Here is a 14,797-nt window from a genome sequence, read left to right as displayed (position 1 = left end):
GACGATGAAGCGACTCTTTGATAACTTTGACTCAGCGGATTTTTGTTTCATTATAAAGTTTAGTTATGCGATTTAATTGAACTTAAAGAAGGATAAGGTAGAGATATCTCGCCTCTGATTAGGCGCTTTTTTTGCATGTCGTCAAGACGCTTTCACTCAAAGCGCGGTAACGCTATGCGTGCCGCTTGACGAACTCCTGACCTACATCAGCAATGGCCACGAACGTCAGTACCGGTTCGGAGCACAGAAATTCGATTGAGTCTCAGACGCCGTTCCCTGCAAGGCAGTCGTTGGAACGTCAAAGTCTCGAAAGACCGCGAGGGTAATTTGATGGCGACCGCACAACCGGAGAACGGCTCAGACGTAAGCAACAATAGGCTCACCCAGGTCGGACGCATGTTTAAGCGGCTATCTGTCTTGATCTTCAGGACGCGAGCGGTTCGTCGTGAGGGGCCAGCGCGAAGCGGCGAGCATTGGGGGACTAATTTGCCAGCCACACTATCAAACCGTCGCACAGGCTCTGGATCAGTTGGTGTCCCCTCTGATAGATGCACATGCCCACGTGGCCAATCAGACTGTTTAGCCTGACAGGTAGGAATCCTATTGGCCCAATAATTTGCTTCGGGCGCGTCTCAGGTCGTCGCGCGTGCCGTGCAACGACATAAGCTTTGAACACGATTGCGGTCGCAGGAGCGCAATTGAATAGTTGGTTTTCCGCGTCGATGATCGGCGCATACAGCGGGAATACGACTGATCCAATCGAAAAACGACCGCGAAGGAGAATCCGTGTTTCGTCCAGGTAACGAACGCTTCACCGCCTCGACTTCAGTGCGGGTGAAAAGCTTCGAAGACCGCGTGAAGCGGGATCGGCAATGGCTGCGAGGCTTGATTCCGGGCCCGCTATATCGCAACCAAATGTTACAGCGCTGGAAGATCGACGCCACCGAACTGGAAAACATTTCGATTGGATTGGCTTGCACGCTTGATCTGCGGCAGCAGGCATATCGGCTGGTTCATGCGTCATATGTCGATCGTGGCATTGCGATTGCCACGCGTTCCGGTCTCAAATTCTCGCCTTTCCATCTGATGCCTGGCACCACGACTTTCATTGCGACGTCAGGCGAACGCGTGCTGGGCACCGTGTCCCTCGTTGAAGACTCGCCTATTGGCTTGCCGATGGAGTCGGCCCATTCATCCGAAATTTCTCTGTTGCGGCATGCCGGTCGACGTATCGCGGAAGTCAGCACACTTTGCGTCGCGTCGGACGTCCGGGGAAAAGGCATATCCACGCTGCTCTACCAGGCGCTTTTTCGCTGGGCGAGACATCATCGCCACATCGAAGATCTGGTTATCGCAGTTCATCCAAAAATGCGCGAGTTCTTCGTGCACGGCTTGCTGTTTGAGCAAATGGGACCGAAGCAGCAATATGGATCGTTAAACCGAGCGCTTTCCTTACCGCTGCGAATCGACGTGCCGCGCGCGTTTTCGCGCTATCGGGAGATATACGACCATGGCAACAGGGCGATTTTCATTGCTGGGTATCGCACGAATTTGTACCGTTTTTTTACTGAAGACACACTGACGTGTGTCCGGCTCCCTGATGTCGCAAGCTGGCCACTTGCGCTGACCAGCCCCCCAGCGTGGGCCGAGGATGATGTAAGGGCTCATTTGCTCGCATGCGGAGTCGAGATCGCGAGGCTTCCTCGACAGGCTCGAAAAACTATCGAGGCGGCTTATCCCGGTCTTCTAGACAATAGTTTTTACGACGCTGCTAACGATCAGTAATGCGATGCAATTCAGATATCACAGGAGTCGAAACATGTTGATGTTGATCAGAACCATGGTGCGTGAATTGACTAGCCAACAACTGATGCCGCGGACGCCGGAGCCGAGTCTCGTTATGGACGAAGTTGCATCCGTGAACGCATACGCACAGGGTGGTCGTCAAGGCGGTGCATTGTCCGGAGCGTATCTGTATCACTTGGCGCACATGTGCCGGATGATCGCGCCGACCGATGTGGTTCTCGACATTGGCTGTGGTCCAGGTAACTTGCTGGGTCAACTGGCGGAGCTTAATCCGCGCGCTGAATTCGTGGGCCTGGATATGTCGCTTCCTATGCTGGAGCGAGCGCGGGAGAATTTGGCGTCGCGAGGGATTCGCAACGTGGAATTGCGTCACGGGGACATGACTAAACTGGAAGGCATTGCGAATCGCAGCATAGATGTCGCGGTTTCTTCCATGGCATTTCATCATCTACCTGATGTACAGGCCCTGGATGCAGCATTTGCACAGGCGGATCGTGTACTCAAGCCTGATGGCGCGGTCTACTTCAACGATTTCGGTCGGCTGAGACATCCAGAGTCAGTACGATATTTCGTCGGTCGCGCAGCGGCGGGAGAAAGTCAGGAATTGATTGACGACTATTTCCATTCGTTGCATGCGGCATTCACTCGCGAAGAATTCGATCGTGCAGTCGCGCGTCACTTGCGCGAGCGCGCAAAAACGTATTCGACAGCAATCAGTTCACTGCAGGTCGTGATCAAGAGCCGTGCACTACATCCTGTCGCTTGCCGGCGAGAACTCGAACGACGCTACAGTGCACTGCCCGGCGCGCGAAAGTCGGACGTGCGACAGTTGTCGCTATTTATGCGCCTCGGAGGGTTGAACAGTGCATTGTGACGATGCCCGGGCACAAGCAGACCAGGCCGCAATCGAAGCTCTACAAGAGGCGCTGGGCGCCAATGCAGTGCGTACCGATGCGGAAACACTAGCGCGTTACGCGCAAGATACGAGCTTCTATTCGCGTCGAGCTCTGGCAGTCCTTCTGCCGGAATGCATTGACGACGTGCAGGAGATCGTGAGGATCGCGGCATCGCATCGCATATGCCTGCATCCGGTTAGCACCGGCCGAAACTGGGGCTACGGTACCGCGAATTCTTCGCGAAATGGCTGTGCAATAGTCGACCTGTCGCATATGTGCCGGATTCGTTCGTTCGATGCCGAACTTGGTTTGGCGACGGTCGAACCTGGCGTGACGCAGGGCGCATTGCGAGCCTGGCTCGATGATCGCGAACTTTCTTTCATGGTCCCCACAACGGGAGCCGGTCCTGGTTGCAGCATTGTCGGAAACGCCCTGGAACGCGGATATGGAATTACTCCCATTAACGATCACTTCGGCGCCGTGACGGCGTTGGAGGCTGTGCTACCAGACGGGTCTGTCTATCAATCTCCCATGGCTGATGCGAACGCGTTTTGCGGTTTCAAGTGGGGGATAGGACCTTATGTCGATGGCCTGTTTTCGCAGGGGCAGATCGGCATCGTCACGAGCATGACGATAGCCCTTGCGCGCCGCCCGCAACGCATCGAGGCGTTTTATTTCTGGATCGATAACGACAGTCAACTCGAAGCACTCGTTGACACAACGCGGCGCATTTTGCAGGACGCGGGGAGCAACATTGGTGGCATCAATCTTATGAGCGCCGCGAGATTCCTCGCTATGTCGGGACGTTACCCCGACGGATATGATCGCACTGGCCCCCTTCCCGAGAGCGTGATTCAGACGCTAGCCCAAGACGCGGGTGCCGCGGCCTGGATGGGAATTGGTGCTGTTTATGGCTCGAACGGTCATGCAGCGGCAACGCGCGAAGTGATACGAAGTGCCTTGAACGGCCTGGCGAGCCGAGTCGTGTTCATGACCTCGCCTAAGGCGCATCGCCTGGCTACGCTTCTTAATTGGGTCCCGGGAGCTCGCGCAGATCGGTTGAGGACCAGGCTGAAGGTCATGCAGCAAGGCCTCGCGTTGCTCGAAGGTGTGCCGGCCGAAGTCGCCCTGCCGCTCGCCTACTGGAAATCCGGGGAGCCACCAGCGTGCGACCTCAACCCATCGCGCGATCGTTGCGGACTCTTCTGGTACGCACCGGTCATTCCTTTAAAAGGAGCGGATGCGCGGCGCTTCGTTGATCTTGCGCGCGATGTTTGCGCTCGATACGGCTTCGAGACGCCAGTCACATTCACCAGCCTTTCGGAGCGCAGTTTCGACTGCACGTTGCCGTTGCTTTTCGACGGTACCGACGTGTCGGCTTGCGCCCGCGCAGAAGCGTGCTGGGAGGCTCTGTTTCGAGCCGGACTCAAGACGGGATACATGCCTTACCGCGTCCATGTGGAACATGGGTCATTGATTGCAAGCAAGGAGAGTCCTTACTGGCGCACAGTCGAGCGAATCAGAAAGGCGATCGATCCATTTGAAATGCTGTCGCCTGGCCGCTGGACTTCAGATGCCGCCGCATCGTCTCCTCCAGAGTCTTTATCGGAGTCCATGAATGACTCGATTAACGCCTGAAAGACTTGCCGCGTTGAACGGCGGCACGGAAGCAACCCGTAACCTCGCTGAGTGCCTGGCTATCGACCAAGCCTTATTGGCACAGTCCGCAATTCCGGGCGTAGGGCTGAAGCAGGCATTACCTCGCATCCTTGCCGCGCACAGCGAGGTTGCCAACAAGGGAATCAGCTATCAGATCCGTGCAATCGGAATGGCGATTGCTGAGGAATTGCGACGTTCCAAAAGAGTCGCGATTGCTGGCGTGACTGAGCGATTGCAGTTTCATGCATCGGACACAGTGCGTTCCTGGGCAGTTTTCGCACTGACGTGTGCGGATGAAACACGCTCGCTGGAAGACCGGCTCCACTCGGTACGGCCATTCGCTGCGGATAGTCATTTCGGCGTCCGGGAATGGGCGTGGATGGCCGCCCGACCCTATATCTCGGGTGACATCGAATCAGCCGTAGCGCTGCTGCAGATCTGGACAACTTCAACGGATGCGAATATTCGCCGCTTCGCCGTGGAGAGCACTCGGCCGCGAGGGGTGTGGAGCGAACATATTGCACGGCTCAAGGCCGAGCCAGGAATCGCTCTGCCGCTGCTGGAACCGCTTAAGGCGGACCACGCTCGCTACGTTCAGGATTCGCTAGCCAACTGGCTCAACGACGCAAGCAAGACACAACCTGATTGGGTCGTTGCACTGTGTGCCCGCTGGGCAACTTCGGAGGATCCATCCACAGACAGAATCATCAAGCGCGCGTTGCGCACATTGCAAAAGAAAAGCGATCTCGCAGCGCGTGCAGCACGCCGGAGCTAAGTCTTTCAACAAGGAGCTTTTCCATGTCACTCGCCTCTCAACTACATGCATTCAAGTCATCAATGACGAGTCAGGTTCCACCCGACGCATTGGCCGCTATCGAAAAAGCCGCACAGGAATTGGCAAAATCCGATGTGGCCGACAATGCGTTGAAAGTGGGTGCTGACGCACCGTCGTTCGAATTGCGCGACGCGTACGGAAACGTCGTGCGTCTTGACGATTTACTGAAAGATGGCCCTGTCGTACTCACGTTCTATCGTGGTCAATGGTGTCCGTTCTGCAACCTGACACTTGCCGCGTTGCAACTGGAATTCGCAGAAATCAGCAGAGCGGGTGCGACCTTGGTCGCCGTCTCCCCGCAAACTCAATCCGCTACTTTGCAGACGATACAAACATTGCAAACATCATTCCCTGTGCTGAGCGACGAAGGCAATAAGGTCGCACGTGAATTCGGGTTGTCATTTTCGCTGCCGGATGCTGTGCGACCGGTATATCACGCGTTGGGTGCCGACCTGCCGACGAGTAACGGCGACGATAGTTACACGCTTCCACTTGCCGCGACCTACATCATCGGACGGAACAAAAAGATCAAATACGCATTCGTCGAAGCCGATTACACGCAACGCATGGAACCCGCTGACATCACGCGAGCGTTGAAGGCCGTTTGAAGAACGACAGGCGCGCTCGTTGCTCGCCCACAGCAAAAAGAGGATTCACGCATATGAGAACCATTGCAATCATCGGTTCGGGTATTACGGGAAATCTGGCCGCCATGTATTTCTGCAAGCGATTGCCCGAGGTAAAGGTCGTGGTGATCGGCCGGCATGACCGCGCACGGCCGTTAGTGGGCGAATCGACTGTCGAAATAACGACGCACTTTCTCAAGGGGTTGGGCTTGTCACAGCTTCTGGAGGAGCGGCACTACCACAAGTACGGCCTGACGTATTACTTCAAGCTGTCCACAGAGGCTACATGTCGTAAGTACGTCGTGCACGAAGCGCCAGGCGTAATTCGGATGCCTGCATACAATCTGAATCGATGGTCGTTCGATCGAGATATCCGGCGTATCAATGATGACATCGGCGTGATGCGCATCGACGCCGATGTGTCTGACGTCGAGCTGAACGTCGGAGTACGGCGTCAACATCGACTCTCTGTCAAGCAACGCGACGAAAGCATGATGACGCTGGACGTCGACTGGATCATCGACGCATCGGGGCGAAATCGTTTTCTTGCACGCAAACTCGACCTGAAGAAAGAGCCAACCTATCAACGCAGCACTTTCTGGTTTCGGCTCAAATCGTTCGATCGCACCGCTCTTGAGAATATCGACGCTGTGAGGGTCGCGCACCATTGCTTCGATCCATACTATGTGACACATCATTTTTACGGGCGCGGGTACTGGATCTGGGCGATTCCAATGCGCTCTGAGACCGGGGAGGACCTCGTGAGCATAGGCATCACGTACCGACCGGACTTGCATGAGAACGACGTCACGAGCGTCGATGACTTCTTGGAACGTGTGGCGCTGGATCATCCAGTCTTGTGCGACCTGGTTCGCTCGGGTGTCGTGCACGACACGAACTCGCTCCGGAACTATATGTACGAGTCGAAGAAGTACTATTCGACGGACGGATGGTTTCTGATAGGCGACGCAGCATTCACGTTCGATCCGGCGAACAGTGCTGGATTAGCCTATGTCGCGCAGGAAATTCCGCAGGTGGCCGCGATGATCAAAAAGGACATGGACGGCGACCTTCACCAATCGTATGTGGACTGTCTGGAGGCGCACATTCAGGCGCAACTGGCGTTACAGGATATGTGGAGCAACTGGTACGAATTCATGCATGACCCGCTGCGCATGGCTTGGACATTGCTCCTGTCGAATATGGCGTATTTCCATATTCTCCTGCCGACGTATGTCAATGGTGGCTTCCTTGACGGTAATCAGGCACGCCAGTTCGCAGAGTTACTTCCGCGTTTCCCGCGCGACGCTCAACCTCCTGCGTACCCGTTTTCCTGCCTGCTGGACGCCATTGCCGAGTCCAATCAGAACGTCAGCGCAAATCTCCTACCCAATCTCTATAGCCGATCGGTCAACTTTGACCTCTATCGCGCCGATGAAGCAGCGCGTCCGAGGTACGTAGCTCGATACTTCTGGCTGCTGACGATACTCCGTTTGCGGCTCATGCGTTTCGTGAAGTGGCGGCCGACATACGAACATCTCGCACTGGCGTTTCGCCAACTCGTCGGCGCGGGCAAGGATGCTACGCGGGCAATGATGTTGCGCATCCGGCCATCATTGTTCTACAAGTATGGCGCTTCCCCACCGCGGCTAGCATCGCCATTCGAACCAGAGGGCGGGTTTCTGCGACTTCAGCACCACGGGCGGGGGAAGAGTCCGCCACTCGATGCCATGCGCTCCGATCAACATGCACCATGTGGCATAACGGCGCGAGAACGGTCATGCCCTGAAGTCGAACTGGCTAAGTGACACGAGATGGATACGATGAAAGATGATTGCGGTGCGGCAGCTACGACACCGCACGACAGCAACGACTTACTCCATCTCAGCGCAACGCGGATCGCCGCACTAATACGTCGACGCGACGTATCGCCAGTAGAGGTGGTGAAGACTCACATTGAAAGGGCGCGGTATGTGAACGGCAAGATCAACGCGATCGCCCATGAACGATTTTCTGCTGCGATCGACGAGGCACACAAGGCCGAGCAGCAACTGATGCGAGGTGCTCCACTTGGGGCGCTGCATGGCGTGCCATGCACGGTCAAGGAGGGACTCGGATTTGGAGGCCTGCCCAAGACAGCCGGGTCGACGTTGAGACGCACACATCGTGCTGCTTGCGATGCCACAGTCGTGACGCGAATACGGAACGCTGGAGGCATCGTTATCGCGCTGACGAATCAGTCCGAGATGGCTTTGTGGCCGGCCGCCGACAATCTGGTCTATGGGCGCACGGAAAACCCTTGGCGAGCCGGCCGCACAGCGGGCGGCAGCAGTGGGGGGGAAGCGGCATTAGTTGCCGCGGGTGGATCGGTGTTCGGCATCGGCACCGACGGTGGTGGTTCGATCCGCATCCCGGCTGCTTATTGCGGCGTTTTTGGCCACAAACCCTCTAGCGGATTGGCACCGCTAACCGGTCACGTTCCGCTCGACGAGCGATTCGAAACATGGCCGGGAGCACAAGCAATGGCACGGTATTTCTCTCCCGGACCAATTACGCGTCGCGCGGAAGACCTCATGCTGATGTTGCGGGTCATCGCAGGGCCGGACGATGTTGATCGCAATGTCCGCGTGTGTTCCATGCATGAGCCTTCGCTGAAGCGGCTTGATGGACTGCGGGTGCTCGTCTGCGACTCTCCGTCTCCAAGCTGGTTTCGTTCGGTAAAAGGCGCTGGCAGCGCCATGGTCCGACGAGCAGCCAGCGCGCTGGAAAGTCTCGGAGCATCGATCGTTCCATGGACTGATCCACTTCTCACCAGAGCTTTCGAGATTTGGGTCGCCACGATTGCGTCCACAAGAGGACCCACCATGCAGACGATGATCGGCCAAGGCCGCCCGCCATCGCTCGTGTGTGAAATGGCGTATCTCTTCGCTGGCGAACCGCGCCATACCCTAGCGGCATGGCTAACGTGTGCATCGGAGCGCTGGCTGATGCCTTGTCCATCAAAGCAGCGTCAGCTTCAGCGGGACGGCGCGATACTGCTACGTCGTCTTCGACATGCCATGGGGCCCAATGGAATTCTTCTTCTCCCGCCGGTGCGGGGTGAGGCACCCGGTCATCATCATCCGATGCTGTATCCGCGCGACATCGGCCTGTGTGCACTCTTCAATGCCTTGGAACTGCCCGCGACAGTCGCCCCAGTGAGCCAAGGCGAACATGGGTTGCCGCTTTCCGTGCAGATCGTCGGACCACATGGCGGCGACCATCTCACGCTTTCGGCTGCACTGGGGATCGAGCAAACTCTGGGAGCCTGGCGAATGCCGAATGTTTGAGTTATCGAACACGGATTTCCGAGCCGCTAACAAAGTGTGCAGCGTGGACCGCCAACCTGCTTGCCCTTTCTTCTCGATAAGCAATGCCACTACCTCAACTTTCTGTTTTCTTCTTTCTTCAAGCGTCCGTCATCGTGTTCACAAGCCAGATTACAGGACGTCTCGCGCGACGCCTGGGCCAGCCCCAGGTGGTCGGAGAAATGATTGCCGGCGTGCTACTCGGCCCATCTCTATTCGGCCTCATCGCACCGCAATGGCAGCGGACTCTCTTTCCGAAAGAGACGATGGGGACGTTATACGTTATCGCGCAGCTGGGCGTTGGGCTCTACATGTTCCTTGTTGGCACCGAGTTTCGATTTGATCACTTCCGCAGCCGTGCGAGAAGCGCCCTGAGCGTCTCGGTGGCCGGCATCGCCATTCCTTTTCTCCTGGCCATTGCACTCGGACCCTGGCTACATACGACGCCAGGTCTCTTTTCCCCTCAGGTGCGCCTGCTCGAAGGGTCGCTTTTTCTTGGCGCTGCCATTGCGATCACGGCCTTCCCGATGCTCGCTCGCATCATTCAGGAGCGGGGTTTGGCGGGCACTTCGCTCGGTACGCTTGCTTTGACTGCGGGCGCTTTCGATGACGCGGCAGCCTGGTGCATTCTGGCAATCGTTCTCGCAAGCTTCGGTGGTTCGTGGATGGGCGCTTACGCGGCGATCGGAGGTGGTATCGCATTCGCTCTATTCATGATCTTTGTTGCGCCAAGATTGCTGCGATTACTTGAAACCGGAGTGCGTTCCGAGGGAACGTTGCCTCATGGCGCATTCGCGGCAGCGCTTGTCCTCTTTTCGTTGTGCGCGTTTGCGATGGACGCCATCGGTATTCACGCGGTGTTTGGTGGCTTTCTGCTTGGCACAGCGATGCCACGCGGACCGCTGACGGAGAAGCTACGCGCAACATTACAACCCTTTGTCATCGTGTTTTTGTTGCCGATGTTCTTCACGTACTCGGGCCTGAACACACGGCTTGACTTGTTGATGAACAGCTCGATCATGATGCCCGCCATTGGCATCCTTTTTGCGTCGTTTTGCGGCAAGGGAATCGCATGCTGGGCTGCTGCCCGGTTCAACGGCGAGTCTTCGAGCGACGCGATGGCCATTGGCGCGTTGATGAACGCCCGCGGTTTGATGGAGTTGATCATCGTGAACATAGGACTTGCTGCGGGCGTCATTTTGCCGGGACTTTTCTCAATCCTCGTTCTAATGGCCGTGCTAAGCACGTTGATGGCAACACCCGTTTTCAACTTCGTTGTGCGTCGCCAGCCCCCAGGAAGCGCAAAGACGCAGAGTTGATGTGACACGGAGGTAACTCTCGACGCAATCCTGAGCTGCGCTATCGAGAGTTCGAAGCGAAACTCGCCGGCAATCGCCGGCCTCAACGCCTGGTCGCGCTGCCCGTCATCGCGACCACATAACGCATCGTCTCCGATCACCTCGGCGGCCAGCCTTCACGCCGTAACTCCCACGGACAAGGCATAACCCGCACTCGGGCGAAACACCTCGGGCTCCGCCGATCGGCGACCGGATTTTTTTGCCCCACATGAGGCGTGACGGGCATGGCCTCACAAGCCTTGATGAAGTCGGCCGCGTCATGACCTTGATCCGCCCCTAGCCTGATCTCGCGCTTCGGATCGCCAAAAGCGATGCGGCGAAATGGTGCGTCCTTCAGAGTTTGTAGAATACGACGGACCGCCACCTTCACCATTCACGCACGCACCTAATTGCGATCCCGACTCTCGGAACGCTTCGCACCTTTCTCGCTGCCCTGAGCCTCCTCGAGATTTCACCCGGACCCGACATGATGCTAGTGCTCGCGCGAGGTATCGGCCAAGGCAAACGCACGGCACTATTCACCGTCGTGGGCATGATGTTCGTTGCCGGAATCGTGCAAGTGTCGATGCTCGTACTCGGGCTGGCGACTGTCATTCACACCTACCCGACCGCATTAAATCTGTTGCGATGGGCGGGCGCCGTTTATCTGATCTGGCTTGGCCTGAAAATGCTGGCCGCAAGCGCATCGGCCCACACGCGCGCGAAAAGCGTGGGGCCAATTTCCGACCGCGAGGCGGTCTGGCAAGGCGCGATCAACAGCCTCACGAATCCGAAGTCGCTGTTATTCATGTTTGCGTTTCTTCCGCAATTTATCGATCCGGCTCAAGGGGCCTGTGTAGTCGCAGTTTCTGGTTCTCGGCGCCATTCAGAAACTGGCCGGCATTGTCTCGCTTGGCGGCGTCGCGATCGCCTCCGGCTCCGTTGGCGGGTGGCTTGGTCGCCTACCCGAAATTGATTGTCTGGCAGGAACGGTTCATGGGCAGCATCATGATCGCGTCAGGCGTCCGGCGGTTTCTCACCGAAAACGGCACGTCGGCCTCGGCGAGCCGCTAGCGTCGCACGCACACGACCGACTGCGATGCGAAGTGCGCGCCCCGATCAGACCTGAGCGCGTCCAGACCGTTCAACGCCGGTCACGTCACTGCGCGATATACACGGCCGTGCCCGCCTGCGCGATGGTCTCGCTCATCGCGTCGGGCAGCGGTTTGTCGGTGAAGAGCGCGTGGATCTGGCTCAAATGCCCCTGGCGCACGAGCGCGGGGCGGCCGAACTTCGAATGATCGGTTACGAGATAGACAGTGCGTGCATGCTCGATGATCGCCTCGGCCACGCGCACTTCGCGCGTGTCGAAATCGCGCAGCGTGCCGTCGAGCTCGATCGCCGAGGTGCCGATGATCGCGTAATCCACCTTGAACTGGCGGATGAAATCGATCGTCAGCTCGCCCACGATGCCCTTGTCCCACGGCCGCACGATGCCACCCGTGATGAGTACTTCGCACTCGGGGTAACCGCTCATCATGCTCGCCACGTTCAGATTGTTCGTGATCACGCGCAGCCCGCGATGATGATTGAGCGCGCGCGCGACCTCCTCGGTCGTGGTGCCGAGGTTGATGAACAGCGAAGCCTGATCGGGAATGTGCGAAGCCGCGAGCGCCGCGATGCGCCGCTTCTCTTCGTGGAACATGTGCTGACGCGCGCCGTACGAGACGTTTTCCGAACTCGTGGGCAGACTCGCGCCGCCGTGATAGCGGCGCAGGAGATTCATGTCGGCGAGCCAGTTGACGTCGCGGCGAATGGTCTGCGGCGTGACGTCGAAATGCGCGGCGAGATCGTCGACGGTCACGAAGCCGTCACGCTGCACCCATTCGAGCAGCTCCTGCTGGCGCGCGTTGAGGGTGAGGCGGGGGTCTCGTGTCATGGTCTCGGAACGGGCGGGTGAGCAACGCCCCTATTGTAAGGGGTGATGCGGCCGGCGTTGAGCGCCGGGCGCCCTACCGCGTCTTTTGCGCCCTCAACTGTTTCCACGCCTGCTTGAATGCCTCGTCATCGTCACCGATGCCGTCGTGTTTCATGACCGCGCCAATCTCGCTCATCAAGGCGTGTGTGACCGTCTTGCGGCTCAGATACGCTTCGTCGGTATAACCCATCGTTTCAACGACGAGGTCGTACGACGCGTATTTCAGGATGAAATCCGGCCGCACCGATTGCGCGCCAGGTTTCACGGCGATGTCGGTCAGCGGCTTGACGATGGTGAACGGCTCGCCGATTTCCTGCGACTGATGCGACTGCAGGAAGCCGAGCGTCTGGCGTTCCAGGTCGGAGTCGACCAGCACGAGATTCGCCGCGGACGCGACCGGATGCACGTAGGCGCGCAACGCCTCGAACGATTTGCCGGGGCCGCTACGGCCAACCAGCACGATGCACATATAGGGGCCCGGCGTGTTCTCGCCCGGCTTGACGAGTTGCCCCGCGATGGGCAATTTCCCACCGTTGCGCAGGACGAGACTGTGCTCGTCGATGTCGTGGCAGACGCCAATCAGGAATCCATGAGGCAGCAAAGGGTCCGGCCATTGGCGACTATCCTTCGCAATTCTCACGATGAGGCGCTTGTAATCCTTTAACTGAGTAAACGTTTCCGTGAAGTCGGCGAGCGAAATCGTCTTCCCGGCGTCGAAGTGAAACTGCGCCAGCGCGCGCTTCAACGCTGCGTATTGCGCATTGATGCCCTCCGGGCCGGACGGCGCGATGACATTCAGTTCTGCTCGCTCCAGCACGGTGAACAGAATGCGCGCGAGCGTCGGCACGCGCTTGCATGTCCGCAACGTGATGACCGTGGGCTTTGACGGCTTGTCCTTCGGCTCACCGGTCACCTTAACCACCTTGAGCACGCCAAAGCCACCGGTCATGGACGCGCGAGGAAGGAGCGACGGCGGTTCCGTTCGGTCGGCAGGCAGCCGGAAGAATGGACAGTTCTCCGCATGCACGGGCCGATCGTGATTTCTGACGAGCGTCGCCGTGCCCGTGCGCCCTCGGCGCGGATACATGACGGGTGGACCGTCGTCACCATTGACGCAACTACACGCAAGCCACGCGCCCAACGAGATCAACTTCTGCAGAACCTGGCTCGCCTGCGTTCGCTCCGCCTCCGTAGCAGGACCTTTGCGTGCCTTGCCAAAGACACGCGCGAGCGCCTGCGCTTCGTCATCCGGCAAGGCGTGGAGCTGCGTCGGCTTCGCGGCGTGATTGAACTTCTCGATAGCGGTCAAGCTGGACAAAAGCGGCCTCATTCACGGAAAGATCCACGCAGGGCTTGCGTTCGATCCCCATAAATTACCATATGCTTGCCCACCCCGAGCCCCCTCCGAAAGGGTAAATACCGAGAAAATCCTTCGGCGCCGGAAAGCAATCAGAAGGGCTTGCTTTTTTATACTTGCACCCAGTCGATCACAGTACCGCCACGAGGAGACACCCCCGCATGCTTTTTCGCGCCCAGCAACTCGGCCGCGCGCTGATGCTCTGCATCGCGCTGGGCGCCGCCGCGCAAGCGCGCGCGGAGCCGATCCGGCTGATGATGGGCGGCATGTCGAAGATCGTCTATCTGCCGGCCGTGCTGGCCGCGCAGCTCGGTTATTTCCGCGACGCCGGGATCGACGTGCAGGTCGTCTCGCTGCCCGCGGGCATCGACACCTCCACCGAACTGATCGCGGGCGCCATCGAAGGCGCCGTCGGGTTCTACGACCACACCATCGATCTGCAAAGCCGGGGCGAGGACGTGCTCTCGGTTGTGGTGTTCCAGCGCGCGGCGGGCCTCGCCGAACTGGCGTCCACGCGCTCGGCCGCAGGCCGCGCGATGCAGTCAATGGCCGACGCGCGCGGCAAGCGCTTCGGCGTGACCGGCTTCGGCTCGTCCACCTGGGTGATCACGCGCTATCTCGCCACCCGCGCGGGCGTGGCGCCGGGCGACTACACCGTCGTGCCGCTCGCGACCGACACGCGCTTTGCCGACGCCATCGAGCACGGCAGCATCGACGCGGGCATGGTCGAGGAACCCACGGCCACGCGTCTGCTGACGAGCGGCGCGGCGCGCGTCATGGCCGACATGCGCAGCGTCGAGGGCACGCAGCACTGGCTCGGCGGCCCGTATGCGGGCGCGTGCCTCTATCTGCGCCGCAGCTGGGTGCGCGAGCATCGCCGCGAAACGCAGCAGATGGTGCAGGCGCTGGTGCGCGCGCTGCGCTACATCGGCTCGCATCCGGCCGCCGACATCGTC

The 14,797-nt window shown here is 58.6% G+C and carries 12 protein-coding genes and 1 pseudogene; 10 read left to right on the top strand and 3 right to left on the bottom strand.

Features of this window, described 5'->3' with window-relative positions; genetic code table 11:
- Nucleotides 1-786 precede the first annotated feature (786 nt).
- The 8 genes from G3N97_RS19840 to G3N97_RS19805 all read left to right on the top strand — a co-directional run bounded on the left by G3N97_RS19840 (nt 787) and on the right by G3N97_RS19805 (nt 10,488).
- A complete protein-coding gene (locus G3N97_RS19840) occupies nt 787-1,785 on the top strand; it encodes a GNAT family N-acetyltransferase (RefSeq protein WP_205994740.1) in 999 nt (332 codons plus the stop codon).
- A 34-nt stretch (nt 1,786-1,819) separates the two neighbouring features.
- Nucleotides 1,820-2,680 carry a class I SAM-dependent methyltransferase gene (locus G3N97_RS19835; protein WP_205994739.1) on the top strand — a complete coding sequence of 287 codons (861 nt, stop codon included), beginning with the start codon at nt 1,820-1,822 and terminating at the stop codon, nt 2,678-2,680.
- Nucleotides 2,670-4,340 (top strand): FAD-binding oxidoreductase, encoded by a 1,671-nt coding sequence (locus G3N97_RS19830; protein ID WP_205994738.1) that lies wholly within the window; start codon nt 2,670-2,672, stop codon nt 4,338-4,340. Before G3N97_RS19835 ends, G3N97_RS19830 begins: the two co-directional genes overlap by 11 nt.
- A complete protein-coding gene (locus G3N97_RS19825) occupies nt 4,321-5,136 on the top strand; it encodes a DNA alkylation repair protein (protein ID WP_205994737.1) in 816 nt (271 codons plus the stop codon). Before G3N97_RS19830 ends, G3N97_RS19825 begins: the two co-directional genes overlap by 20 nt.
- 23 nt (nt 5,137-5,159) lie before the next feature.
- Complete coding sequence (locus G3N97_RS19820; protein WP_205994736.1) at nt 5,160-5,804, top strand: peroxiredoxin-like family protein; 645 nt, start codon at nt 5,160-5,162, stop codon at nt 5,802-5,804.
- Between the two features lie 53 nt (nt 5,805-5,857).
- Nucleotides 5,858-7,630 (top strand): tryptophan 7-halogenase, encoded by a 1,773-nt coding sequence (locus tag G3N97_RS19815; protein ID WP_205994735.1) that lies wholly within the window; start codon nt 5,858-5,860, stop codon nt 7,628-7,630.
- Between the two features lie 6 nt (nt 7,631-7,636).
- Nucleotides 7,637-9,151 (top strand): amidase, encoded by a 1,515-nt coding sequence (locus G3N97_RS19810; protein ID WP_205994734.1) that lies wholly within the window; start codon nt 7,637-7,639, stop codon nt 9,149-9,151.
- Between the two features lie 83 nt (nt 9,152-9,234).
- Nucleotides 9,235-10,488, top strand: a complete 1,254-nt coding sequence (locus tag G3N97_RS19805; protein WP_205994733.1) for a cation:proton antiporter — start codon at nt 9,235-9,237, stop codon at nt 10,486-10,488.
- A 206-nt stretch (nt 10,489-10,694) separates the two neighbouring features.
- Here the strand turns inward: G3N97_RS19805 and G3N97_RS39490 are convergent.
- Nucleotides 10,695-10,843: pseudogene (locus G3N97_RS39490) on the bottom strand (IS5/IS1182 family transposase); the annotation flags it as partial.
- 72 nt (nt 10,844-10,915) lie between these two features.
- Between G3N97_RS39490 and G3N97_RS19800 the strand changes: the two are divergent.
- Nucleotides 10,916-11,482 carry a LysE family translocator gene (locus G3N97_RS19800; RefSeq protein WP_346778090.1) on the top strand — a complete coding sequence of 189 codons (567 nt, stop codon included), beginning with the start codon at nt 10,916-10,918 and terminating at the stop codon, nt 11,480-11,482.
- A 183-nt stretch (nt 11,483-11,665) separates the two neighbouring features.
- Here G3N97_RS19800 and G3N97_RS19795 read toward each other — a convergent pair whose 3' ends face one another.
- Both G3N97_RS19795 and G3N97_RS19790 read right to left on the bottom strand, forming a co-directional pair.
- Complete coding sequence (locus G3N97_RS19795) at nt 11,666-12,445, bottom strand: DeoR/GlpR family DNA-binding transcription regulator (RefSeq protein WP_065059880.1); 780 nt, start codon at nt 12,443-12,445, stop codon at nt 11,666-11,668.
- 73 nt (nt 12,446-12,518) lie between these two features.
- Nucleotides 12,519-13,802: a hypothetical protein gene (locus G3N97_RS19790; protein ID WP_205994731.1), complete on the bottom strand. Its 1,284-nt coding sequence runs from the start codon at nt 13,800-13,802 to the stop codon at nt 12,519-12,521.
- Nucleotides 13,803-14,002: 200 nt separating this feature from the next.
- Here G3N97_RS19790 and G3N97_RS19785 point away from each other — a divergent pair.
- A partial coding sequence (locus tag G3N97_RS19785) for an ABC transporter substrate-binding protein (protein WP_205994730.1) occupies nt 14,003-14,797 on the top strand: 795 nt, incomplete at its 3' end.

Origin of the sequence: Paraburkholderia sp. Ac-20347 (assembly GCF_017104805.1) — a bacterium.
GTDB classification, from domain to species: Bacteria; Pseudomonadota; Gammaproteobacteria; order Burkholderiales; family Burkholderiaceae; genus Paraburkholderia; species Paraburkholderia tropica.
The sequence above is the reverse complement of the archived record's forward strand: the minus strand, read 5'-3'. Positions and strand labels throughout refer to the sequence as shown.